This window comes from Halomonas sp. DP1Y21-3 (assembly GCF_019801245.1).
Taxonomy (GTDB): domain Bacteria; phylum Pseudomonadota; class Gammaproteobacteria; order Pseudomonadales; family Halomonadaceae; genus Halomonas; species Halomonas litopenaei.
Genome location: NZ_JAHVJM010000005.1, coordinates 373,826 through 395,208 on the forward strand (window position 1 = coordinate 373,826; position 21,383 = coordinate 395,208).

At 64.7% G+C, this 21,383-nt stretch carries 20 protein-coding genes; 15 read left to right on the top strand and 5 right to left on the bottom strand.

All coding sequences use genetic code 11. The annotated features are described in order from the left end of the window. Positions 1–27 precede the first annotated feature (27 nt). Entirely contained in the window at positions 28–1,107 is a 1,080-nt protein-coding gene (locus KUV74_RS16355) for a DUF2955 domain-containing protein (protein WP_261395492.1), read from the bottom strand. A 37-nt stretch (positions 1,108–1,144) separates the two neighbouring features. Beyond that, positions 1,145–2,206, bottom strand: coding sequence for an HlyD family secretion protein (locus KUV74_RS16360; protein ID WP_222516860.1), 1,062 nt, complete (start codon positions 2,204–2,206; stop codon positions 1,145–1,147). Positions 2,207–2,474: 268 nt separating this feature from the next. Between KUV74_RS16360 and KUV74_RS16365 the strand changes: the two genes are divergently transcribed. From KUV74_RS16365 to KUV74_RS16395, 7 genes are all read left to right on the top strand, one after another. Beyond that, a complete protein-coding gene (locus KUV74_RS16365) occupies positions 2,475–4,094 on the top strand; it encodes a glucan biosynthesis protein (protein WP_222516861.1) in 1,620 nt (539 codons plus the stop codon). Positions 4,095–4,201: 107 nt separating this feature from the next. After that, positions 4,202–4,459 carry a type II toxin-antitoxin system RelB/DinJ family antitoxin gene (locus KUV74_RS16370; RefSeq protein WP_045994821.1) on the top strand — a complete coding sequence of 86 codons (258 nt, stop codon included), beginning with the start codon at positions 4,202–4,204 and terminating at the stop codon, positions 4,457–4,459. Next, entirely contained in the window at positions 4,459–4,731 is a 273-nt protein-coding gene (locus KUV74_RS16375; RefSeq protein ID WP_222516862.1) for a type II toxin-antitoxin system YafQ family toxin, read from the top strand. The genes KUV74_RS16370 and KUV74_RS16375 overlap by 1 nt, the downstream gene beginning before the upstream one ends. Positions 4,732–5,138: 407 nt before the next feature. Continuing rightward, positions 5,139–6,176: a TRAP transporter substrate-binding protein gene (locus tag KUV74_RS16380; RefSeq protein ID WP_213229009.1), complete on the top strand. Its 1,038-nt coding sequence runs from the start codon at positions 5,139–5,141 to the stop codon at positions 6,174–6,176. Continuing rightward, a complete protein-coding gene (locus KUV74_RS16385) occupies positions 6,177–6,677 on the top strand; it encodes a TRAP transporter small permease (RefSeq protein ID WP_315900841.1) in 501 nt (166 codons plus the stop codon). Continuing rightward, complete coding sequence (locus KUV74_RS16390; RefSeq protein ID WP_231498723.1) at positions 6,677–7,927, top strand: TRAP transporter large permease; 1,251 nt, start codon at positions 6,677–6,679, stop codon at positions 7,925–7,927. The genes KUV74_RS16385 and KUV74_RS16390 overlap by 1 nt, the downstream gene beginning before the upstream one ends. Before the next feature lie 183 nt (positions 7,928–8,110). After that, positions 8,111–8,380 (top strand): hypothetical protein, encoded by a 270-nt coding sequence (locus tag KUV74_RS16395; protein WP_315900842.1) that lies wholly within the window; start codon positions 8,111–8,113, stop codon positions 8,378–8,380. Between the two features lie 60 nt (positions 8,381–8,440). Here the strand turns inward: KUV74_RS16395 and KUV74_RS16400 are convergent, their stop codons facing one another. Beyond that, entirely contained in the window at positions 8,441–9,481 is a 1,041-nt protein-coding gene (locus tag KUV74_RS16400; protein ID WP_108447857.1) for a LacI family DNA-binding transcriptional regulator, read from the bottom strand. Positions 9,482–9,648: 167 nt separating this feature from the next. Here KUV74_RS16400 and KUV74_RS16405 point away from each other — a divergent pair, with 167 nt between their 5' ends. The 4 genes from KUV74_RS16405 to KUV74_RS16420 all read left to right on the top strand — a co-directional run bounded on the left by KUV74_RS16405 (position 9,649) and on the right by KUV74_RS16420 (position 13,587). Continuing rightward, positions 9,649–10,623 carry a TRAP transporter substrate-binding protein gene (locus KUV74_RS16405; RefSeq protein WP_222516863.1) on the top strand — a complete coding sequence of 325 codons (975 nt, stop codon included), beginning with the start codon at positions 9,649–9,651 and terminating at the stop codon, positions 10,621–10,623. A 140-nt stretch (positions 10,624–10,763) separates the two neighbouring features. After that, complete coding sequence (locus KUV74_RS16410; RefSeq protein WP_222516864.1) at positions 10,764–11,276, top strand: TRAP transporter small permease; 513 nt, start codon at positions 10,764–10,766, stop codon at positions 11,274–11,276. A gap of 6 nt (positions 11,277–11,282) precedes the next feature. After that, the gene (locus tag KUV74_RS16415) at positions 11,283–12,575 is read left to right on the top strand and encodes a TRAP transporter large permease (protein ID WP_045994308.1); all 1,293 of its coding nucleotides are present in this window, start codon (positions 11,283–11,285) and stop codon (positions 12,573–12,575) included. 61 nt (positions 12,576–12,636) lie between these two features. Further along, positions 12,637–13,587 carry an NAD-dependent epimerase/dehydratase family protein gene (locus KUV74_RS16420; protein WP_222516865.1) on the top strand — a complete coding sequence of 317 codons (951 nt, stop codon included), beginning with the start codon at positions 12,637–12,639 and terminating at the stop codon, positions 13,585–13,587. 61 nt (positions 13,588–13,648) lie between these two features. Here the strand turns inward: KUV74_RS16420 and KUV74_RS16425 are convergent, their stop codons facing one another. Beyond that, positions 13,649–14,350: a DUF938 domain-containing protein gene (locus KUV74_RS16425; RefSeq protein ID WP_222516866.1), complete on the bottom strand. Its 702-nt coding sequence runs from the start codon at positions 14,348–14,350 to the stop codon at positions 13,649–13,651. Between the two features lie 167 nt (positions 14,351–14,517). Here KUV74_RS16425 and hutC point away from each other — a divergent pair, with 167 nt between their 5' ends. Continuing rightward, on the top strand, positions 14,518–15,225 hold the full coding sequence (gene hutC / locus KUV74_RS16430) for a histidine utilization repressor (protein ID WP_222516867.1): 708 nt from the start codon (positions 14,518–14,520) through the stop codon (positions 15,223–15,225). Positions 15,226–15,310: 85 nt separating this feature from the next. Here the strand turns inward: hutC and KUV74_RS16435 are convergent, their stop codons facing one another. After that, positions 15,311–16,633, bottom strand: coding sequence for a YjiH family protein (locus KUV74_RS16435; protein WP_222516868.1), 1,323 nt, complete (start codon positions 16,631–16,633; stop codon positions 15,311–15,313). Positions 16,634–17,339: 706 nt separating this feature from the next. Here KUV74_RS16435 and hutI point away from each other — a divergent pair. The 3 genes from hutI to hutU all read left to right on the top strand — a co-directional run bounded on the left by hutI (position 17,340) and on the right by hutU (position 21,369). Then, entirely contained in the window at positions 17,340–18,551 is a 1,212-nt protein-coding gene (gene hutI / locus KUV74_RS16440) for an imidazolonepropionase (protein ID WP_222516869.1), read from the top strand. Positions 18,552–18,657: 106 nt separating this feature from the next. Continuing rightward, complete coding sequence (gene hutG, locus KUV74_RS16445; protein WP_222516870.1) at positions 18,658–19,641, top strand: formimidoylglutamase; 984 nt, start codon at positions 18,658–18,660, stop codon at positions 19,639–19,641. A gap of 36 nt (positions 19,642–19,677) precedes the next feature. Then, positions 19,678–21,369: a urocanate hydratase gene (hutU, locus tag KUV74_RS16450; RefSeq protein WP_108133753.1), complete on the top strand. Its 1,692-nt coding sequence runs from the start codon at positions 19,678–19,680 to the stop codon at positions 21,367–21,369. Positions 21,370–21,383: the final 14 nt, after the last annotated feature.

Sequence of the window (21,383 nt, forward strand, 5' to 3'; positions counted from 1 at the left end):
TCTCTGTTGCAAGCGGCATAAGAAAACTCAGCTCGTGTGCGGTGCTTCCCGGCTCGAGACCGCAGGCCATAGATCCAGCAGCCGATGCAGTACCGCCATCACCGCCAGGGTGGCCAGCAGTGCCACGCACATCGAGCTGAACCGATAGACGGCGTCGACGACCAGATCCTGATCGGGTCTCAGGTACTGGCCAAACAGGATACCCAGGGTCGTCAGCCCGCCGAAGCCGATGCCGGAGCCGGCGTTCTCGATGACGTGCTCCCGTGCGAACAGCAAAAGACCGATGGCGTAGGCCAGCAGCACCAGCAGCAGATGGTCGCTCTTGGTGAACAGCACCAGTTGCAGCACCAGTGCCAGGTTGCAGCCCAACAGAGTGCCGATGGCACGACGCCAGGCCGACATCCGGGCGCCATGGTAGCCGAGGGCAAACAGGATCAGGATGGTCGCCATCTGCGCGGACAGGGAGTCGCGCAGATCGAGCAATTGAAACACCAGAAAGGACAGGGTCGCGGTCAGCGCCCCGATCAACGCCTGATGGCGCTTCAGCGCCGCTGTCTTGGCCTGACGTGGCGGCGGCTGTCGCGGCGTGACATCGGGAAACAGCCAGTGCATCAGGGCTGCGATGGCCACCGCCAGAAAACTCGCCACGCTGTTGCTGGCCAGCAGGTCGAACAGGTCGAGGTCGGGGTAACTGGCGAAATGCAGCATGATGCTCAGGGTCAGCACGCCGTTGGCGCCGAACACGAACAACGGCCCCCTGGCCATCAGGGTGAAGCGTCCCAGGAACATCAGGAACACCAGTCCCGTCATCACCACCGGCAGATGCTGGGTCAACCCCACCACCAGGCTGATCTCGACCACATTGAGGCAGGCGTTACCCAGGAACTGGCGCACCACATGGGCGTTGAACACCGGAATGATCCCCAGCAGAAACATCGGAAAGACGGTGAAGAAGACACCATAGTTCCAGTGCATCAGCTGGCTGATCAGAAAGCCGAGCCAGGCCCCCACCGCGATACGCAGACACTGGCGCAGGCCGTTGTCGCTGAGCTTCGAGGCCTTCGGTTGCTGCTGCCCTGACGACGCCCGTAGCCTCTTGGCAAACAAGGCCCGTGGCTGCTTGGTAGACGACGCCCGTGGCTGCTTAGTAAACATAATGCAGCCAGGACATCAGCCGAATCTGCAGCGCCCCCAGCGGATGGGCCAGCGGGTGCTCCCCGGGAAACAGCTGCACCGTGGCGCGGGAGCCGGTGGGCAGACTCGTCGGTGCGTCCCCGGCCAGCGAAAGGTGCAGGCGAAGGCGCTGGGCGTCGCGCAGCCAGCGGTCGGTGGTGGGGATGTCGGCCAGGTTACCGTCGGCGCTGATCTGTCCGTCGTAGACCCCTGCGTCACGCTTCTCGACCCGGGCGGCAAAGACCTGGCCTGGCATGGCGTCGAAGACCACACGGGCCTCGTCGCCGGCGGCGACCTTGCGCAGGCTCTTCTCGCGGAAGTCCGCGATCAGTTCGACCTCATCGGTGATCAGCGCCAGCGCTGGCTGTCCCTGGGTGGCGTAGTCACCCACCTCGAGTTGCAGGTTGCTCAGCGTGCCGGAATGCTGGGCCCGCACCAAGGTGTGGTCGAGATCGAGCTCGGCCTGCTCCAGGGCGTTGCGGGCCTGACGCAAACGCAAGTTGGCCTCCCCCTCGGCACCCAGTTCGGCCTCCAGGCGCGCCACTTCCGCCTCGGCGGACTTGACCTCGGCCTGGGCCTGACGGTCGGTGGCTACCAGGCCATCGAGGCGCTGGCGCGAGATGCTGTTCTGGCTAATCAAGCGCTCGCCTCGCCGGCGCTCCTGGGCGCTCTCCTGGGCCCTGGCGCGGGCCGCTTCGAGGGCGGCGCGGGCCGATGCGATGCTGGCGCTCAAAGTCTCGTTCTGCTGACGCGCTGCCTCCAGTTCCAGTCGCGCCTGCTCAAGCGCCAGCTCGAAGGGCGCGGGGTCGATACGAAACAGCGGATCACCCGCCTCGACATGGTCGTTATTGCTGACGTGGACCCGCTCGACGGGGCCGCTGACTTCCGGGGCGATACGCACCACCGGGCGCATGACCCGCGCCTCCGGGGTCATCGGCATGTAGGTATCTGCCACCACAAAATAGGCAAACATCAGGACGAACATGCCCAAGGCCAGGCGAACGATCCACCTGAAGCGCTGGTCGGGGGTCATGGTATTCCTCTTGGTTACACGACGGGCTGACTTGACGGGCTCACGTGACGGAGCCGCTCGGTATTTGACGAAGGCGTCCCCCGTCGACCGGCCGCGTAGACTAGCACTTTGTTAGCCTGTTAACAATATTGCGACCCTTCATGCACATTTCCTGAACCTTTGCTGATTCGGGCAGTCGTACCCTTCGACGTGCTCGACCAGGCGTAGCGACTGCTTACCCAGGCAGTCGCCCGACACCCGACATGCTCGACCCACAAGGATGATGGAAATGCAGCGACGTGACTTCCTCAAGGCGGCCACCGCCCTCAGCGCCTACGCCCTGCCAATCTCCCCGCTGCTGGCCGCGCTGGACCAGCGGCTCATGACCACCGGAGAAAAGGTCTCCTTCGACTACGCCTGGTTGAAAGGCTTCGCCCGCCATCTGTCAGGGCAACCTCACCAGGATCACGAAGGCGAACTGCCCGACCAGCTCAAGTCCCTTTCCTGGGACGACTACCAGGCCATCGGCTACCGTGCCGACCACGCCCTGTGGAGCAACAGCGACGCGCCCTATACGGCCCAGCTGTTTCACCTGGGTCGTGGCTTCACCACCCCGGTCAGGATCTACCAGGTCAGCCAGGGGCAGGCGCAGGAACTGGCCTACGACCCGGCGCTATTCAACTTTTCCAACGCCGATGGGGATAGCGTGGTCGATACCGATACGCTGTCCGAACGCCTCGGCTTCGCCGGCTTCCGCCTGCACCATCATCAGGACCCCAAGCGCGATATCGCCTCCTTCCTGGGCGCCAGCTACTTCCGTGCGGTCAGTCAGAGCATGCAGTACGGCATGTCGGCCAGGGGCCTGGCCATCGACACCGCCGGCAGCGAACCCGAGGAATTCCCCGACTTCACCCGCTTCTGGCTGGAACAGCCCGAGGGTGAAGACAAGGTCATCGTCTACGCCCTGCTCGAGTCGGAGAGCACCACCGGGGCCTACCGCTTCGATATTCGTCGCGACGTCGAAGGCGTGGTCATGGACGTGGCCGCCACCCTCTATCCGCGCAAGACGATCGAGCGTCTGGGCATCGCGCCACTGACCAGCATGTACCTGGTCGGCGAGAACGATCGTGACGTCAACTATGACTGGCGCCCGGAGATCCATGACTCGGATGGGCTGTCGATCCACACCGAAAGCGGCGAATGGCTGTGGCGCCCGCTGGTGAACCCACCCCAGCTTCGCTACAACGCCTATTCCGCCACCAATGTTCAGGGCTTCGGCCTGGCCCAGCGCGACCACGACTTCGACCACTACCAGGACGATGGCGTCTACTACGATCGCCGACCCAGCGTGTGGGTCGAACCTACCGAGGGCTGGGGCGAAGGTAGCGTGGATCTGGTGGAGCTGTCTGCCAAGGACGAGACCTTCGACAATATCGTGGCCTACTGGCAACCCAAGGCCCCGGTGGAGGCCGGCCAGGAGCTGCGCTATGCCTATCGTCTGAGCTGGTACGACCTGCCGCGACAGCAACCCAGCCTGTCGCGCTGCGTGGCGACCCGTACCGGACTGGGTGGCGTCGTCGGCCAACGTCGCGAGTACTTCAGCTGGCGCTTCGCGTTGGACTTCCGCGGCGGCCCCTTCCCCTTCGATGACGCAAGCGAGGTCGAGGTGGAGCCGGTCATCGAGACCAGCGCCGGGCGCGTCGAGATCACCTCGGCCCGACCGCTGGACGCCATCCAGGGCTACCGGGCCATGTTCGATGTGGTACCACCGGACGAGGGCACCGAGCCGATCAATCTGCGTCTGTATCTGCGCGATAGCGAAGGCAAGCCGCTGTCGGAGACCTGGATCTACCAGTGGACGCCGCCGCCCGGCGATGAGCGCGAGCTACATAACCCCGATCACTTGTAGTCGCCCCCCCACCGACGATGCGGGGCGCCCTCCTTCCTTGATGACAAGTTGCCAGGGCCAGGCCACAATGTAGCTACACAGTGGCTACCAATGAGAAGGAGACATTCATGGGTACCGATACCGTGGTCCGAGCTCGCATCGACAGCGAGACCAAAGAGCGCGCCACCGCCGCCCTCGATGCCATGGGCCTGACCGTGTCCGACGCCATCCGCCTGCTGATGCTGCGGATCGCCGACGAAAAGCGCCTGCCGTTTGCGGTGCAGGTACCAAGCGCCACCACGACCAAGGCGCTGGAAGAGCTGGAAGCCGGAAAGGGCAAGCGCTTCGATAGTGCGGATGCGCTGTTCGACGATCTAGGCATCTAATGCTGACCCCAGTCCGCTCAAGCCAGTTCAAGCGAGACGTAAAGCGGGTCCAGAAGCGCGGCAAGGACATGGACAAGCTACGCCGACTGCTGGGCCTGCTGCTTGAGCAAGCGCCCTTGCCGTATACCTACCAGGATCATGCATTGCAGGGAAACTGGAAGGGTTACCGAGATGCCCATATCGAGCCCGATTGGCTGTTGCTGTATCGCGTCGTGGATGACCAACTGCAATTGGCCCGGACAGGTAGCCACGCTGATCTCTTCCGCGAGTAGGCTAGGGCTTGTCTGGAAAGTGCCTGCGCTCGGTAATACGGCGTTAAAAATCGGCTGGTGCGCCAGCCCGGTCAAAATGCTCATTTACACCCCGTAAACTGCGCTGTCTCACCGATTTTTGCCTTGTCTAACCTTCGCTCGTCGACTTTTCGGACAGCGCCTAGCCTGAAACCCTTCCCCACATGGCGGTTCCCGACACCACGACACAGGGTGATTCCCCTGCTCTGATCCTTTGCTCTCCCCCCTCAACCCAGCCGAATTGACCGCGTGGCGCCGCTTCCGGCATGATCGTGGCTGCTAGATCACTCCAACCTCTCAACAAAAACAAGGCGCTAGGCGGCTACCATCGTAAAGTGACGGCCCGCCGAGAAGACGCCATTTTCGCTGAACACCACCAAGGAACCCCCATGACACGCCACATCGCGCCCCGCCCCCTTGCCCTGACCACCCTGGCCGCCGGCATCGCTCTGTCCACTGCGCTTGCCACGTCCGCCGCCCAGGCCAACGACTTCGCCGACATGGACCCGGTCAAGCTGCGCCTGGCCCACGTGGTCAACGAGCAGGACGGCTTCCATATCGCCGCTACCAAGTTCGAGGAACTGGTCGAAGCCCGCACCGACGGCAAGGTCGACGTCGAGATCTTCCCCAACGCCACCCTGGGTGATGAGCGCACCCTGCTCGAGGGCATGCAGATCGGCACCGTCGACATGGGCGTGATCACCAACGGCCCGGTGGCCAACTTCGTCGAGCCCATGGCGGTGTTCGAACTGCCGTTCCTGTTCGCCTCGCCCGAGGAGGCCTACTCGGTACTCGACGGCCCCATCGGCCAGGAACTGCTCGACAGGCTGGCCGACGTCAACCTCAAGGGCCTGGCCTACGCCGAGCGCGGTTTCCGCAACCTGACCAACTCCGAGCGCCCGGTGGCAAGCCCCGAGGACATCGACGGCCTGCGCATCCGGGTCATGGAAAACCCGGTCTACGTCGACACCTTCCGCGAACTCGGCGCCAATGCCGTGCCGATGGCCTGGACCGAGGCGCTGACCGCCATGCAGCAGGGCACCATCGATGGCCAGGAAAACCCGATCAACGTGATCCACTCGTTCAAGCTCAACGAGACCCAGGACTACATGACGCTGTCGCGCCACACCTACGCCCCGGCGATCTTCGTCATGGGTATGCCGTCCTGGCAGAAGCTGCCCGAGGCCGCCCAGGAGGTCGTCGAGGCCGCCGCCCAGGAAGCCGCCGAGTACGAGCGTGAGCAGAACGCCGCCATGGCCGAACAGCAGCTTGCCGAACTCAAGGAAGCCGGCATGCAGATCGAGGAGTCTCCCGACATCGCCGCCTTCCAGGACGCCGTCGCTCCGGTCTACGAGACCTACGGCGAGCAGTTCGGCGACTACCTGCCGCGCATCCAGGAAGCGCTGAAGGCCGGGGAGTCCAAGTAAGTGCTGTCCCTGCTCGAACGCCTTGAGCGGGGACTCGACGCCGTGACACGCCCGGTGGTGTTCGCCGCCATGGCGGCGTTGATCGGCGTCATCTCCCTGCAGATCATCTCCCGGGTGGCCTTCACCGCGGTGGGCTGGACCGAAGAGGTCGCACGCTTTCTGCTGGTCTGGATCACCTTCCTGGCCGCCACCCTGGCCTACCGCGCCGGCCGTCATATCGCCGTGACCTTCGTGGTCGACACCCTGCCCGGCCTCGGCGGACGAATCGCCAGGATCATCGCCCACCTGGTGGTGCTGGCCTTTCTGCTGGCGCTGATCGTCATCGGCTGGAACTACATGCAGTTGCAGAGTTTCCAGAAGTCGGCGTCACTGCGCCTGTCGATGACATGGATCTACGCGGTGATGCCGCTGGCGGGCGCCTTGATGGCCTTCACCACCCTGGTGGCGATCGTGCGAGAGCTCACCGGCCAGACGCCGGCGAGCCCGCAGGAGGTGACGTGATGCTGTTGCTGTTCATCTCCTTCGTGGTGCTGATGCTGATCGGCGTGCCCATCGCCTTCACCATCGGCGCCAGCACCCTGGCGACGCTGGTAGTCCAGGGCACACCGCTCGCGGTAGTGCCCCAGCAGATGTTCCAGGGCATCAACACCTTCGCCCTGGTCGCGGTGCCGATGTTTATCCTCACCGGCGACCTCATGGCCCAGGGCGCGGTCAGCCGCAAGCTGGTCGACTTCGCCGACAGCCTGTTCGGCTTTCTCAAGGGCGGGCTTTCGCTGGTGTCGGTACTGGCCGGGATGTTCTTTGCCGCCATCTCCGGCTCCGGTGCGGCCACCACCGCTGCGGTGGGCTCGAGCCTGGTGCCGGAACTCAAGCGCAAGGGCTATGACCCGGCCTCCGCCGCCAGCCTGATCGCCGCCAGCGGCACCATCGGCGTGGTGATCCCACCCTCGGTGCCGATGATCATCTACGCGGTCATCGCCCAGGAGTCGGTGTCGGACCTGTTTCTGGCGGGCTTTCTGCCGGGGCTGGCCATGGGTCTTGGCCTCGGTGCCATCGCCCTGGTCCAGGCCCACCGCCGCCAGTACCCCCACGGCAGCCCGCTGTCGCTGGCGACCATCTGGCGGACCCTGCGTGCAGCAAGCTGGGGGCTGATGACGCCGGTCATCATCCTCGGCGGGATCTTCTCGGGGGTCTTCACCCCCAGCGAGGCGGCGGTGGTGGCGGTGGTCTACGCCCTGCTGGTGTCGCTGTTCGTCTATCGCGACCTGACCTATCGGGACGTCTACGCCGTGATGATCCGCTCGGCGATCACCACCTCGGTGATCATGCTGGTGATCGCCACCTCGGCGGTGCTGAGCTGGACTTTGTCCAGCGCCCAGGTGCCGGCCCAGATCGCCCAGTCGGTGCTGTCGCTGTCCACCGATCCCTACGTCATCCTGCTGCTGGTGGTGGCGGTGATCCTGCTGACCGGGGTGTTCATCGAGACCGCCAGCGCCCTGATCATCCTGACCCCAGTATTGCTGCCGCTGGTGACCCAGCTCGGCATCGACCCGGTGCACTTTGGCCTGATCATCGTGGTGGGGCTGGCGATCGGCATGATCACCCCGCCGGTGGCGATCAACCTGTACGTGGCCTCTTCGGTGACCCAGCTGCCGCTCGAGCGTATCACCCGTGCCATCCTGCCCTACCTGCTGGGGCTGATCGGCGTGCTTTTGCTGGTGGTCTACGTGCCCCTGTGGCTCTCCTCCTGACGCCGGAGGCTATCGTCCTGACGCTGGAGGCGAAAAAGCCTATTTAGCGCCAACCAGCGAGCCGCGGATGCTGTCACCAGGATCCGCGGTTTTTTCTTTGCTGCCACAGCGCCATACTGGCGATGGACCGCTTCATCGGCGACTCCTTTGCAGCTTCACCGTACCCTGACATCCGGAGCCTTCATGTCCCTTCGCCTGCCTGTCGTTGCCCGCCCCGGCCTTCGCGCCTTCCTGCACCAAGCAAGGATCGGCCTGCCGAGCCGCGCCATGATCGCCGCCATGATCGCCGCCCTGCTGCTGGCAAGCCTCGCCGGCTGCACCACCTACACCTACGATGACGGACACAAGGAGACGGTCTGGGGCGTTCCCCCGGTGGATGAGCACAAGACCGAACAGGAGCGCCAGAACGAAGGCGTCAAGTATCGTGAACCGGGCGTTATCCCGGAAGAATGATCGCCCGATTTGCTCCCTCATTTCACCGGTGGTACAGGCCTCGCCAGGACCTGCTGATGCTTAGGTGCTGCCGCCCTTCACCAGGGTGAATCCCAGATCCCGGATCGGCCGTTCCGGGGTCTTGCCGGACAGACGCTCGAGCAGCAGTTCCGCCGCCTGGGTGCCCATCTCGCTACGGGCCACCGCCAGGGTGGTCAGCTTCGGCGTCAGGTGCTCCGCCAGCGGCAACCCCAGATAGCCACCGACCGCCAGCTCCTCGGGAATCCTGATGCCCTGGCGGCTGGCCGCCAGCAGCACGCCGCTGGCGACGATATCGTTGGAGCAGTGAATGGCGTCAGGTCGCGGTGTCATTGCCATCACATCCTCCAGCGCCCGCACCCCGACCTCGTAGGACGCCGGCTCGTGGTACTCCAGCACCCCGCCACAGGCCGCACCCGCCTCCTCCAGCGCCCGCTGGTGGCCCTCCAGGCGTTGAGCCGCCCGGTAGTCATGGCCCAGGTGAGAGCCGACGAAGGCGATACGCCGATAGCCCTGCTCAAGCAGATGGGACGCCATAGCGTGACCCAGGGCGACGCCGTCCACCCCCACGTTCATGTCGATGGGGTCGTCGCCCACTTCCATGATCTCTACCACCGGGCGTCCCCAGTCCCTGAGTCGCGAGATCACTCGGGGCCGGTGGCGCAGACCGGTCAGGATCACCCCGGACGGCGAGTAGCCGAGCACCGTATCGACCAGACTGGCCTCGCGGTCCAGATCCCAGTCGGTGGTGGCCAGCAGCATCTGGTACCCCGCCGCCTCCAGTCGTTTCTGGATGGCATCGATGACCTCGATAAAGGTCAGGATCGCCAGCGACGGCACGATCACCGGGATCACCCGGGTACCAGCCGCGGCAAGCCCCCCGGCGATCAGGTTGGGCACATAGCCAAGCGCCTCCACCGCCGCGTCGACACGCTGCTTGACCTCGGCGGAGACTCGCCCCGGCGTATTCAGCGCCCGCGATACGGTGATCGGCGCGACCCCCGCCTGCCGGGCCACGTCGGCCAGGGTCACTCGGCCCTTGCCCCGGTGGCGCTTGCGTGAGCGAATTTCCTGGCTGTCCATTGGCGTCCTTCCTCGAAGATTCCTTTGGCCACAGTGTAACCCAAGACCAAAGTATGGGTAGCGCTACCATCTTAATGGTAGCGCTACCCATGCAATGTCGGCTACCTTTCGACTACGCCTCGACGCAATAGCGTCGTCGGACGATACGCCCCGAGGAGACAACGACAATGAACGCACGCAGCCTCACCCCCCTTGCCCTGGTCACCGCCATCTCGCTCGGCGCCGCTGGCACCGCCGCCGCCGAAGACCTGGCCATCGCCATCCACACCGACCCGTCCCACGCCATGTTCAAGATCGGCGAGCGCCTCAAGGACACCATCGAGAGCGAGTCCGATGGCGAGCTGACGGTGACCCTGCTTGGCACCGAGGTCGGTGGCGAGCGCGACCACCTGGAAGGCGCCAGCTATGGCGAGTACGCCATCGCCCTCGGTGGCTCCATGCCGATGACCCTGTATGCCCCCGAGTTTGCCGCCGCCGACCTGCCCTTCGTTTACGACTCCAGTGACCAGGCGCGCAAGATCTACGAAGGCGAGATCGGCGAGGCGCTGAATCAGAGCCTGATCGCCAAGGGCAACATGCGCCTGGTGGGCCTGTCGGCGCGCAACCCCCGCAACCTGACGGCCAAGACCCCGGTCGAGACCCCGGAGGACGTCAGCGAGGTGCGCATGCGCGTGCCGGAGATCGCGCCCTGGGTCGCGGTATGGGGCGAGATCGGCGCACTGCCGAGCCCGATCGCCTGGCCGGAGGTCTACACCTCGCTGCAGACCGGCGTCATCGACATGCAGGAAAACCCGGTGGACAACATCTACGCCGGCAAGCTGTTCGAGGTGCAGGACTATGTCAGCCGCACCGAGCACGTCTACTCGTTCTTCCACTGGCTGATGAACGAAGACGTCTATCAGGAACTGTCCGACGAACACCGTGACATCGTCCTGTCCGCCATCGACGACGCCACCACCTGGGGCGATCAACTGGTCAGCGATGGTCAGGCGGAGCTGTTTGAAAAACTCAAGGAAGAAGGCATGGAGGTGGTCGAGCCCGATGTCGCCGCCTTCCGTCAGGCCGCACGCCCCGCGGTGGAAGAGATCGCCCAGGACTACGACCCGGCCGTTCGTGACTATGTGCTGTCACTGATCCAGTAAGTCCGAGGCGGCGCGAGCCTTTGAGGCCTTGGCGCCTCGAGGGTTTGCACAGCATCTGACCGTCCCACGGGGCCTCGCCGACCGAGGCCCCCTCCCTTGAGTCAAGTCCCCGCCACCCGGCGGGGGCAACGGAGTGTCCGATGACCTCATCTCCTACCCTGTCCCGGGCACTGGGTGCTTTCTGGTGGTTGTTGACCACCGTGGTAGTCGGTGCCTTCGGCCTGATGCTGCTGGTCATGGCCATTCAGGTAATCGCACGCTATGCCCTCGGCGTCGCGGTGCCCTGGACCGACGAGATTTCCCGCTATCTGTTCCTGGCGGAGATCTTTCTCGGTTCGGTGCTGGCGCTGCGCTACCAGGAACACATCCGCATCACCGTCGTCACCGACCTGCTGCCAGCGGGCGCCCAGCGCTGGGCGGCGGTCGCCGCCGACGCCATCAGCATCCTGGTGCTTCTGATGATCATGGGGGGCGCCTTCAACATGATGGAGCGCACCGCCGGCATCTTCGCCAGCACCTTCGACATGAGCTTTTCCTACCTGTACCTGATGCAGCTGGTCGCTGCCGGCCTGATGGCACTGCTGCTGGTGGAGGACCTCGTCGTTCGTCTGCGCGGCAAGCCTTCCACCTTGCCTGACGAACCCAAGGAGTAAGACACCATGGAAATCTTTGCCATCATGTTCGTCGGCCTGATCGTGCTGCTGATGCTGGGGGTGCCGGTCGCCTTTGCGATGATCGCCTCATCGGCGGCGGTGCTGGCCTACACCCGTGGCTTCGCCGAGATCCCGCTGGAGATGATCGCCCAGCGCACCCTGTACGGCGTCAACAGCTTCACCCTGCTGGCGATTCCCGCCTTTCTGCTGATCGGCCGGCTGATGAACTCCGCCGGCATCTCTGATCGGGTGTTCGACGTGGCGCGCTGCGCCGTGGGTCACCTCAAGGGCGGGCTCGGCCACGTCAACGTGCTGGCGAGCATGCTGTTTGCCGGCATGTCGGGCTCAGCGGTGGCCGATGCTGGCGGGCTTGGCGCGGTGGAGATAAAGGCCATGGAAGACGATGGCTTTCCCACCGACTTCAGCGCCGCGGTCACCGCCAGTTCCGCCACCATCGGGCCGATTATCCCGCCCAGCATTCCGGCGGTCATCTATGGCGCCCTGGCCAACGCCTCCATCGCCGCGATCTTTCTCGGCTCCATCCTGCCGGGCCTGTTCATGGGTGCCGGCCTGATGGTGATGGTGGCGGTGATCTCCCATCGTCGTGGCTACCCGACCCGGGCCCGCGCCACCATGGCCGAATTCACCCGTGCACTGTCGCGGGGCCTGCTGCCCATGCTGACCCCGGTGATCATCCTGGTCGGCATCCTGTCGGGGCTATTCACCCCCACCGAGGCCTCGGTGGTGGCGCTGCTCTACTGCATGATCATCTCGTTCTGCGTCTATCGCTCGATCACCCTGCGCGAGTTCGTCCAGATCCTGCGTGATACCGCCATCGACACCTCGGTGCTGCTGCTGATCATCGCCGGCAGCGCGCTCTATAGCTGGATCCTGGCGCGCTACCAGGTCACCGCCCTGGTCGCCGACTTCCTGCTCGCCACTGTCAGCGATCCAATGCTGCTGCTTCTGCTGTTGAGCCTGTTCATCCTGCTGATCGGGCTGTTCATCGATTCGGTGCCGGCGCTGTTTCTGCTGACGCCGCTGCTGGTGCCGGTGGTGGTGCAGTACGGCATCGATCCGGTGCACTTCGGCGTGCTGATGATCTTCAACCTGATGATCGGGCTGATCACGCCACCGGTGGGCACGGTGCTGTTCGCCATCCAGAAGATCACCGACCTGCCCTTCAACACCTTGGTGCGGGCCACCCTGCCGTTCTACATCCCGCTGGTGGCGGTGCTGATCGTGATCACGCTGTTTCCGTCCATCGTGATGTTCCTCCCCAACCTCTTGCTCAAATGACGCCGCGACCGGGCAAGGCTCCAGGTCCTTGCCCGGCGGGCTTATCTTAAGGAGTCATGCCATGGCTGTACTGATCACCGGTGGCCTCGGCCACGTCGGTTCCTGGGTCGCCACCCTGCTCGCCCGCCAGGGCAAGAAAGTCATCATCTGCGATATGGCCGCCCCCCACGTCGACCGCATGGGCCTCGACTATCTCGAGGAAGTGCGCGACAACGTCCACTTCGAAGCGGTGGATGTGCTCGACACCCACACCCTGTTCGAGACATTTCTGCGCTATCGCGACGAGCTGGAAGGGGTCATACACGGCGTCTCGGTGATCGCCGGGCCAAGCTTCCAGACCCGCCCGTTCAAGCACCTGTCGATCAACGCCATGGGCACCCTGAACGTCTACGAGACCTGCCGGCTGCTGGGCATCGACAAGGTGGTCAACATGAGCTCCGGCGCGGTCTACGGCGACGCCGCCGGTCCACAGGTCGAGACCATGCCCTACAAGGCCACCGACCTTTACGGCGCCACCAAGATTTCCGGCGAGCTCTACGGCGACCAGTACACGGCGACCTACGGCATGGATATCCGTCAGGCCCGACTGTTCTTCGTGTATGGCCCCGGCAAGCGCCCGTCCCACATGCACGCGGTCTACCAGGCGATGTTCGGGCCACTCGAAGGGCTACGCGATGTGCACCCGGACAACGGACGCGACCAGACCACTGACTGGACCCACGTCGAGGACACCGCGAGGGGCATCCTTGCGCTGTTCGATGCCGACAGCGTGCCTCACCGCCACTACAACATTTCCTGCGGTGTGCCGATCGCCCATCAGGACATCGTCGACAGCGTCACCGACCTACTCGGCCATGACAGCGGCATGCGTCTGGGCCCTGGCCCCTTCGTGGTGCGGGGCAGCCCCCTGGACATCACCCGCGCGCGCACGGATCTGGGCTTCGAGCCACGATTCACCGATATCCGCGAGGGACTCGAGGACTACCATCGCTGGCTAAAGAAGAACGCTTGAGCCGACATGGCCGGCCTGTCAAAGGCCGGCCGCTCGCAGACGGGCCGATCCGCTCCCGCCATCACTGCCGACGGAACACCAGCGCCAGATTGTTGGCCGGCAGCTCGTGGATGGCCTCGCGGCTCAGGCCGTGCTCGGCGGCGACCTCGGTTACCTGCTCCAGGTCCCGCACACCCCAGCGCGGGTCACGGCGCCTCAATTCGGCGTCGAAGGCCGCATTGGACGGCGCGGTATGCTCACCACCACGTCGGTAAGGGCCGTACAGCAACAGCACGCCACCCGGCTCGAGGTGGGCCTGGGCCTTTGCCATCAGCGCAGGCGTCACTTCCCACGGCGAGATATGGATCAGATTGATCGCCACCAGGGCGTCAAAGGTATCATCCGGCCAGGGTTCCAGCACGTCGCGGCGTACCGGCGCCAGCAGATTGCCGCCGCCTTGCGTCGCTTGCTCCGGCTCTCGCCCCGATGGCCCTGCCCGTTGCGCTTCGCTTTCGCCTTGCCTGTCACCCTCCGCTTCCCCTTGCCCATCTTCTGCTGCTGCAAGCGCGCGCCAGGCAGCGATGGACGCCAGCGCCGCCTCGGAAACGTCACTCGGCTGCCATCGCCAGCCCGGCTGGCACTGCGTCATATACAGTCCGTGCTCACCACTGCCGCTGGCGAGCTCCAGTACGCGGGCATGGCGTCCCAGGCACTGGCGCAGCACCGCGTGGATAGGCTCGCGATTGCGAAGCGCCGCTGGACTGGAGAGTCTCGCGTCGGACATGGGAAAACCTCACGGTAAACAAGGGGAGTAACAAGAGCGGCAATGGCCAAACGGATATAACGGAAGCATGGTAACGTCTGGCATCAACGGCTGGCGCAACGATGCCAAGCGATGATCGTCCCGGTACACTAGCAAAAGATACCCTTCATCTTCACCAAGGACGGCCCATGGCTCGACCCGCGCCTCGCTACCTCGAGATTCAACAGCACATCCTGGCCAAGATCCAGCGGGGGGAATGGCCCACCGACCATCGCATTCCGGGTGAGGAGCAGCTGGCGCTCGACTTCAACGTCAGTCGCATGACCGCCAACAAGGCCATCCGCGAACTGGTTCAGCGCGGCTACCTTACCCGCCAGCCAGGTGCCGGAACCTTCGTCACCGAACGCAAGGCGGAATCCTCGCTGATGGAGGTCCACAATATCGCCGAAGAGGTCCGCGGCCGCGGCCATCACTACCGTGCCAGAGTACAGCGTGCCGAAGCGATCGACGCCAGTGAGGACATCGCGTTGCAACTGGGGGTCAAGCGAGGCAGCAAGGTCTTCCATACCCGCATCGTTCACCACGAAAACGACGAGCCCATCCAGCTCGAGATGCGCTACGTCAATCCCCGCCACGTGCCCGACTATCTGGACGCCGACTTCACGCTCACCACGCCCCATCAGGTGCTGATCCAAACCTGGCCGATCACCGATATCGAACACGTGGTCGAGGCCGTTTCGGCAGACACGCAACAGGCCGAGGAGCTGGCCATCTCCACCTCCCTACCTTGTCTACAGTTGCGGCGGCGCACCTGGTCAAATGACCTGCTCATCAGCTACGCCGTGCTGATCCACCCGGGAGATCGCTACAAGCTGCGCTCGGCGTGGAAGGACTGAGCGACGGACACAGCCTCCACCAATGCACGAGGGCCGGACAGTGATTGTCCGGCCCTCGTGCTTACGGCTACAGCGATCGACAAGGTTACTGCAGCAGCATGGCCGCCGGGATCGCCATTACCAGGGTGAGTGCCACCCGCACCGCCCATACCACCAGCATCTGCCATATCGTGATGGGAATCCGGGTAGCCAGCACGCAGGGAATGGACGCCGAGAAGAACAGGATGGACGACACCGACACCACGCCGGCGGCAAAGCGCGCCACGAAGTCGATTCCCGCGTCGCCACCGAGCAGCAGCGCCGGCAGGAACATCTCGGCCAGGCCCGCGGCGCTGGCCTGGGCCAGTTCCTGGGCATTGTCGATGCCGAAGATCGCCACCACCGGATAGAACAGCCAGCCCAGCCACTCGAACACCGGCGTGTACTTGGCCACCAGCAGTCCCAGCAGCCCCACCGACATGATCGACGGCAGGATGCTGATCGCCATCACCAGCCCTTCGGTCAGATTCTTGCGTACGCTGGATCCCAGCCGCGGCGCCTGCTCGGCCACCTTGATACCGGTGCGCCACGCCAGCGCCAGGCGATCCCCCTTCCGCGCTTCAGGTTCGCCGTCGGTCGCGGTGTTGTCCATGCCTGACAGCGGCCACAACCGCGCGGTCACCGCCGAGACAACGAAAGTGATCACCAGGGTGATCCAGAAGTAGGCGTTCCAGTAGTCCATCAGCCCCAGGGTCTTGGCGACGATGATCATGAACGGCGCGGAGACGGTAGAGAAACCGGTGGCAATGATGGCCGCTTCTCGGGCCGAGTACTGGCCACCGGCGTAGGCCCGGCTGGTGATCAACAGTCCGATCGAGTAGCTGCCGACGAAGGAGGCCACCGCGTCGATGGCGCTTCGACCCGGGGTACGCCACAGCGGGCGCATGACGGGCTGAACCAGGATGCCGATCAGCTCGAGTAGCCCATAGCTCAACAGCAGCGCCAGGAAAATGGCACCGATCGGCACGATCAGCCCCACCGGAATCACCAGCTTGTCGTAGAGAAAGGGCAGCATGTCCGGCTGATGCAGCAGTGCCGGACCGGCGGAGGTCATGGTCAACAGCGCCGCCACCACCCCCAGAAGCTTGAGCACGGTGAAGATCTTGTCGGTGAGACTGCGTCGCCAGTCTCCCTTGATCAACGGATAGGCTGCGCCGGCGATGATCAGCGCCAGGGCGTAGAACCTCGCCCAGTCACCGAGCCCGGCCCGTGCCGCGGTCACCAGATGATCCAGCGGAATCGTGGTTCGACCTTCCCAGGCAACCGGAACAAAGAAGATGAAGATGCCGATGGCGCTGGGCACCAACAGCTTGAACAACAGCAGGCCGAGGGGTGTCTGGCCTACCGAGGAACCAGGAGTCGTCGCCATGAAGGGAACCTCGTCGAAGTGTGAACCAACTCGTAAGTGTCATCTTGTTTGTATATACATTTCAACCGCTATAGTGGCAAAGCACTCCCCCACAGCGCCTTTAGACGATGGTCTAATACGCCACAAACTTCTCCTCAGATTCGTTCGTTAAACGGCGTTATCACGCTCCACCACAGCTCTTTCCTGCAGCGTCGCAGACAGGCCGCCGGTCAGGGCATCGGACGAACCGGCAAGGACTCCAGAACCACACTTTCCTGTATATACATAATACTGTCGAGCGACCCTATGGGCACCCGACGCCTCCCGCGCGTGCTCGAAACGCTCTCGGGTCTCTCGACGACTCGAGGTTCAGAAAAGCCGGTAACGATCCCGCGGCCAAGACGGAGAGCACTGCGCCTAGCCGACCTGCGCTCCCCTCGGGGCGATGCTTCAGAGAAAACAGGCCTGATGCATCCGCGACCATGTATATACGTTTACCGAAGCAATCCGTCGGGATTTCACGCCTATCCGCGCACTACGACTATGGTCTATTGATACGTCACGGCCTGGAACCCAGCCCAAAAAAACGCCTGCAAGCCGCTGTTTCAACAACCATCCTTCAGCCCCGGCCCATGGTTCGGGCGATGCATCACTGGCGACTCGGCGGCTTGACGAAACGGCTTGAAGGCATTATTTGTATATACATTACCCGACACGGAGCATCCCCATGTCCGAGCAACCCAAGCGCCTGCTGTGGCGCGATCTGGCGATCTTCGACGGACTGACCACCCTGCCCGAGCGTCACTGGGTAGCGGTCGAGGAGGGTCGGATCTGCGCCCTGGGCACCATGCAGACCCTTGACCCGAGTCAACATCGCGACGCCGTCGACATGGGGAAAGGCGGCGTCATGACGCCGGGCCTGATCGACTGCCATACCCACCTGGTCTTCGGCGGGCAGCGCAGCGACGAATTCGAGCTGCGCCTGCAAGGCGCCTCCTACGAAGAGATCGCGCGTCGCGGTGGCGGCATCCTGGGCACCGTCACTGCGACCAGGGAAGCCGACGAATCGGCCCTGTTCGACGCCGCGGCAAAGCGTCTCACGTCGATGATCGAGGACGGCGTGACCAGCGTCGAGATCAAGTCCGGCTACGGCCTGACCCTGGCCGACGAACTGAAGATGCTGCGGGTGGCGCGACGTCTCGGCGAGCAACTGCCCGTGCGCGTCACTACCACCCTGCTGGCCGCCCATGCCCTGCCACCGGAGTATGCAGGCGACGCCGATGGCTACATCGAGCTGGTGTGCAACCAGATCCTGCCGGCGGCCCACGCCGAGGGCCTGGTCGATGCGGTCGACGTGTTCTGCGAGCGCATCGCCTTCTCGAGCGAACAGTCCCGACGCGTGTTCGAGGCGGCCAGGGCGCTTGACCTGCCGGTCAAGGCCCACGCCGAGCAGCTTTCACTGTCCGGTGGTGCCGCCCTGGTGGCCCAGTTCCGAGGGTTATCCGCCGACCATATCGAGTACCTGGACGACGACGGCATCACGGCGATGGCCGATGCCGGGACCGTCGGCGTCCTGCTGCCCGGTGCCTTCTACACCCTGCGTGAAACGCAGTACCCACCGATCGACGCCATGCGTCGTGCCGGCGTCGCCATGGCGGTGGCCTCGGACGCCAATCCGGGCACCTCGCCCATCGTGCTGCCGACCCTGATGCTGAACATGGCCTGCACCCTGCTGCGCCTGACGCCCCAGGAGGCACTGGCCGGCATGACCCGCCACGCCGCCCAGGCCATCGGCCAGCCAGACCTTGGACGCATCGCCGTCGGCGCTCCCGCCGATCTGTGCGTCTGGAACATCGATAGCCCGGCCGAACTGGCCTATGCCGTCCAGCCGGGACGGCTCAAGCACCGCCTGCTGGAGGGCGTATTGACCCATGGATGAGCAGCTATCTTCCCCCTGGTCATCCATGACCCCGGCGGCTGACCCAGACACCATGCCGTCCAGCCGGGACGGCTCAAGCATCGCCTGCTGGAGGGCGTATTGACCCATGGATGAGCAGCTCGCTTCCCCCTCGTCTCCCACCGCGCCGCTGACCGAAGCGGACATGGGCATCTGGCAGGGGCGTACCGACCCCGAGCCCAACAGCGAGCGCTGGCACCAGCGCATCGCCGCCTACCGTTCCGGCGCCGAGCCTGGCGTCGTGGTGACGGGCTTTGCCAGCGATGCCGGTGTCGCCCGCAACAAGGGGCGGGTCGGAGCCGCCGATGGCCCCGCCGCCATTCGCCGCGCCCTCGCCCCCATGGCCTGGCACCGCGACGCCCCGGCCTACGATGCCGGCGACGTGCACTGCGTCGGCAATGGCCTCGAGGATGCCCAGGAGGCGCTGGGCGCGCGGGTGACCGAGATCCTCGACCAGGGCCACCAGCCGGTGGTGCTGGGCGGCGGTCACGAAGTCGCCTACGCCAGCTGGCGCGGCCTCTCCGAGCATCTGGACAAGGGCCACCGCAGGCCCACCGTGGCGATCATCAACCTGGACGCCCACTTCGACCTGCGCGACCCCAGCGAACAGACGTCTTCCGGCACGCCCTTCGCCCAGATCGCCGCCGACTGCGCCAGGCGTCGCTGGCCGTTCCGCTACGCCTGCCTCGGAGTCAGCCAGGCGGCCAACACCCGTGCCCTGTTTCACACCGCCAAGCGGCTCAAGTCGCTGGTGGTCGAGGATCGCGAGTTTCGCGATAGCCGCATCGCGTACATCAAGCGCGACGTGCAGCGTCTGGTAGCCGACTGCGATCACGTCTACCTGACCATCGACATGGATGTCTTCCCTGCAAGCGATGCCCCTGGCGTCAGCGCTCCCGCCTCGCGGGGCGTGATTCTGACCCACTTCGAGCCGATCCTCGAGTTCCTGCGTCGCTCGCGCAAGCTACGCCTGATCGACATCGCCGAGGTCAACCCGGCGTATGACATCGACCAACGCACGGCGCGTCTCGCCGCCCGCCTGGTCCATCAACTGACCCGGTCCAACGCCTGACCGAGCCTTTTATTCCCTTTCACTACAGGTACCGACATGAACCAGATCACGCCCTCGCTGAACGACCGTCACGATCCTTCGCGCAAGATCGCCGCCCCCACCGGCACCGAGCTGTCGTGCAAGAGCTGGCTGACCGAAGCCGCCCTGCGCATGCTGATGAACAACCTCCACCCTGACGTCGCCGAGCGTCCCGAGGATCTGGTGGTGTACGGCGGCATCGGTCGCGCTGCCCGCACCTGGGAATGCTTCGACAAGATCGTCGAGGTGCTCAAGCGCCTGGAGGACGACCAGACCCTGCTGATCCAGTCCGGCAAGCCGGTAGCGGTGATCCCGACCCACAAGGACGCGCCGCGGGTACTGATCGCCAACTCCAACCTGGTGCCGGCCTGGGCCAACTGGGAGCACTTCAACGAGCTCGACAAGAAGGGACTGATGATGTACGGCCAGATGACCGCCGGGTCCTGGATCTACATCGGCTCCCAGGGCATCGTCCAGGGCACCTACGAGACCTTCGTCGAGGCTGGCCGTCAGCACTTCAACGGCGACCTCAAGGGCCGCTGGGTACTGACCGCCGGCCTCGGCGGCATGGGCGGCGCCCAGCCGCTGGCGGCGACCCTGGCCGGCGCCTGCTCGCTGAACATCGAGTGCCAGCAGACGAGCATCGACTTCCGTCTGCGTACCCGCTATCTGGACGAGCAGGCCAACGACCTGGACGACGCGCTCGAGCGTCTTGCGCGCTACACCAGTGAAGGCAAGGCCATCTCCATCGGTCTTTGCGCCAACGCCGCCGACGTCCTGCCGGAACTGGTCAAGCGCGGCGTCAAGCCGGACATGGTCACCGACCAGACCAGTGCCCACGATCCGCTGCACGGCTACCTGCCCTCTGGCTGGACCTGGGACGAGTACGTGGCCCGCGCCAAGAGCGAGCCCGACACAGTGGTCAAGGCCGCCAAGGCGTCCATGGCGGTGCATGTGCGCGCCATGCTCGAGTTCCAGAAGATGGGCGTGCCCACCTTCGACTACGGCAACAACATCCGCCAGATGGCCCAGGAAGAAGGCGTCGAGAATGCCTTCGACTTCCCCGGCTTCGTCCCGGCCTACATTCGTCCGCTGTTCTGCCAGGGCATCGGCCCGTTCCGCTGGGTGGCGCTGTCCGGCGATCCGGAGGACATCTACAAGACCGACGCCAAGGTCAAGGAGCTGATCCCCGACGACGAGCACCTGCACCACTGGCTCGACATGGCCAAGGAGCGCATCAGCTTCCAGGGTCTGCCGGCGCGTATCTGCTGGGTCGGTCTGAAGGATCGCGCGCGCCTCGGCCGCGCCTTCAACGAGATGGTCAAGAACGGCGAACTCAAGGCACCCATCGTCATCGGCCGTGACCACCTCGACTCCGGTTCCGTGGCCAGCCCCAACCGCGAGACCGAGTCCATGCTGGACGGCAGCGACGCCGTGTCCGACTGGCCGCTGCTCAACGCCCTGGCCAACACCGCAGGCGGCGCTACCTGGGTCTCGCTGCACCACGGCGGGGGTGTCGGCATGGGCTTCTCACAGCACGCCGGTGTAGTCATCGTCGCCGACGGTACCGACGAGGCCGATGCCCGCCTTGCCCGCGTCCTGCGCAACGACCCGGCAAGCGGCGTGATGCGCCATGCCGACGCCGGCTACGACATCGCCAGCCAGTGTGCCCGCGACAACGGCCTCGACCTGCCGATGCTCAAGGACTGATGTCGTCCCGGGCG

What these genes read in the sequence shown, in the direction of transcription:
- hutU (WP_108133753.1), top strand. Translation starts at nt 19,678, where the DNA reads ATGAACCAGATCACGCCCTCGCTGAACGACCGTCACGATCCTTCGCGC.
- KUV74_RS16420 (WP_222516865.1), top strand. Translation starts at nt 12,637, where the DNA reads ATGGCTGTACTGATCACCGGTGGCCTCGGCCACGTCGGTTCCTGGGTC.
- KUV74_RS16390 (WP_231498723.1), top strand. Translation starts at nt 6,677, where the DNA reads ATGCTGTTGCTGTTCATCTCCTTCGTGGTGCTGATGCTGATCGGCGTG.
- KUV74_RS16425 (WP_222516866.1), bottom strand. Translation starts at nt 14,350, where the DNA reads ATGTCCGACGCGAGACTCTCCAGTCCAGCGGCGCTTCGCAATCGCGAG.
- KUV74_RS16395 (WP_315900842.1), top strand. Translation starts at nt 8,111, where the DNA reads ATGTCCCTTCGCCTGCCTGTCGTTGCCCGCCCCGGCCTTCGCGCCTTC.
- KUV74_RS16360 (WP_222516860.1), bottom strand. Translation starts at nt 2,206, where the DNA reads ATGACCCCCGACCAGCGCTTCAGGTGGATCGTTCGCCTGGCCTTGGGC.
- KUV74_RS16375 (WP_222516862.1), top strand. Translation starts at nt 4,459, where the DNA reads ATGCTGACCCCAGTCCGCTCAAGCCAGTTCAAGCGAGACGTAAAGCGG.
- KUV74_RS16370 (WP_045994821.1), top strand. Translation starts at nt 4,202, where the DNA reads ATGGGTACCGATACCGTGGTCCGAGCTCGCATCGACAGCGAGACCAAA.
- KUV74_RS16365 (WP_222516861.1), top strand. Translation starts at nt 2,475, where the DNA reads ATGCAGCGACGTGACTTCCTCAAGGCGGCCACCGCCCTCAGCGCCTAC.
- hutG (WP_222516870.1), top strand. Translation starts at nt 18,658, where the DNA reads ATGGATGAGCAGCTCGCTTCCCCCTCGTCTCCCACCGCGCCGCTGACC.
- KUV74_RS16405 (WP_222516863.1), top strand. Translation starts at nt 9,649, where the DNA reads ATGAACGCACGCAGCCTCACCCCCCTTGCCCTGGTCACCGCCATCTCG.
- KUV74_RS16410 (WP_222516864.1), top strand. Translation starts at nt 10,764, where the DNA reads ATGACCTCATCTCCTACCCTGTCCCGGGCACTGGGTGCTTTCTGGTGG.
- KUV74_RS16415 (WP_045994308.1), top strand. Translation starts at nt 11,283, where the DNA reads ATGGAAATCTTTGCCATCATGTTCGTCGGCCTGATCGTGCTGCTGATG.
- KUV74_RS16435 (WP_222516868.1), bottom strand. Translation starts at nt 16,633, where the DNA reads ATGGCGACGACTCCTGGTTCCTCGGTAGGCCAGACACCCCTCGGCCTG.
- KUV74_RS16380 (WP_213229009.1), top strand. Translation starts at nt 5,139, where the DNA reads ATGACACGCCACATCGCGCCCCGCCCCCTTGCCCTGACCACCCTGGCC.
- hutC (WP_222516867.1), top strand. Translation starts at nt 14,518, where the DNA reads ATGGCTCGACCCGCGCCTCGCTACCTCGAGATTCAACAGCACATCCTG.
- KUV74_RS16400 (WP_108447857.1), bottom strand. Translation starts at nt 9,481, where the DNA reads ATGGACAGCCAGGAAATTCGCTCACGCAAGCGCCACCGGGGCAAGGGC.
- hutI (WP_222516869.1), top strand. Translation starts at nt 17,340, where the DNA reads ATGTCCGAGCAACCCAAGCGCCTGCTGTGGCGCGATCTGGCGATCTTC.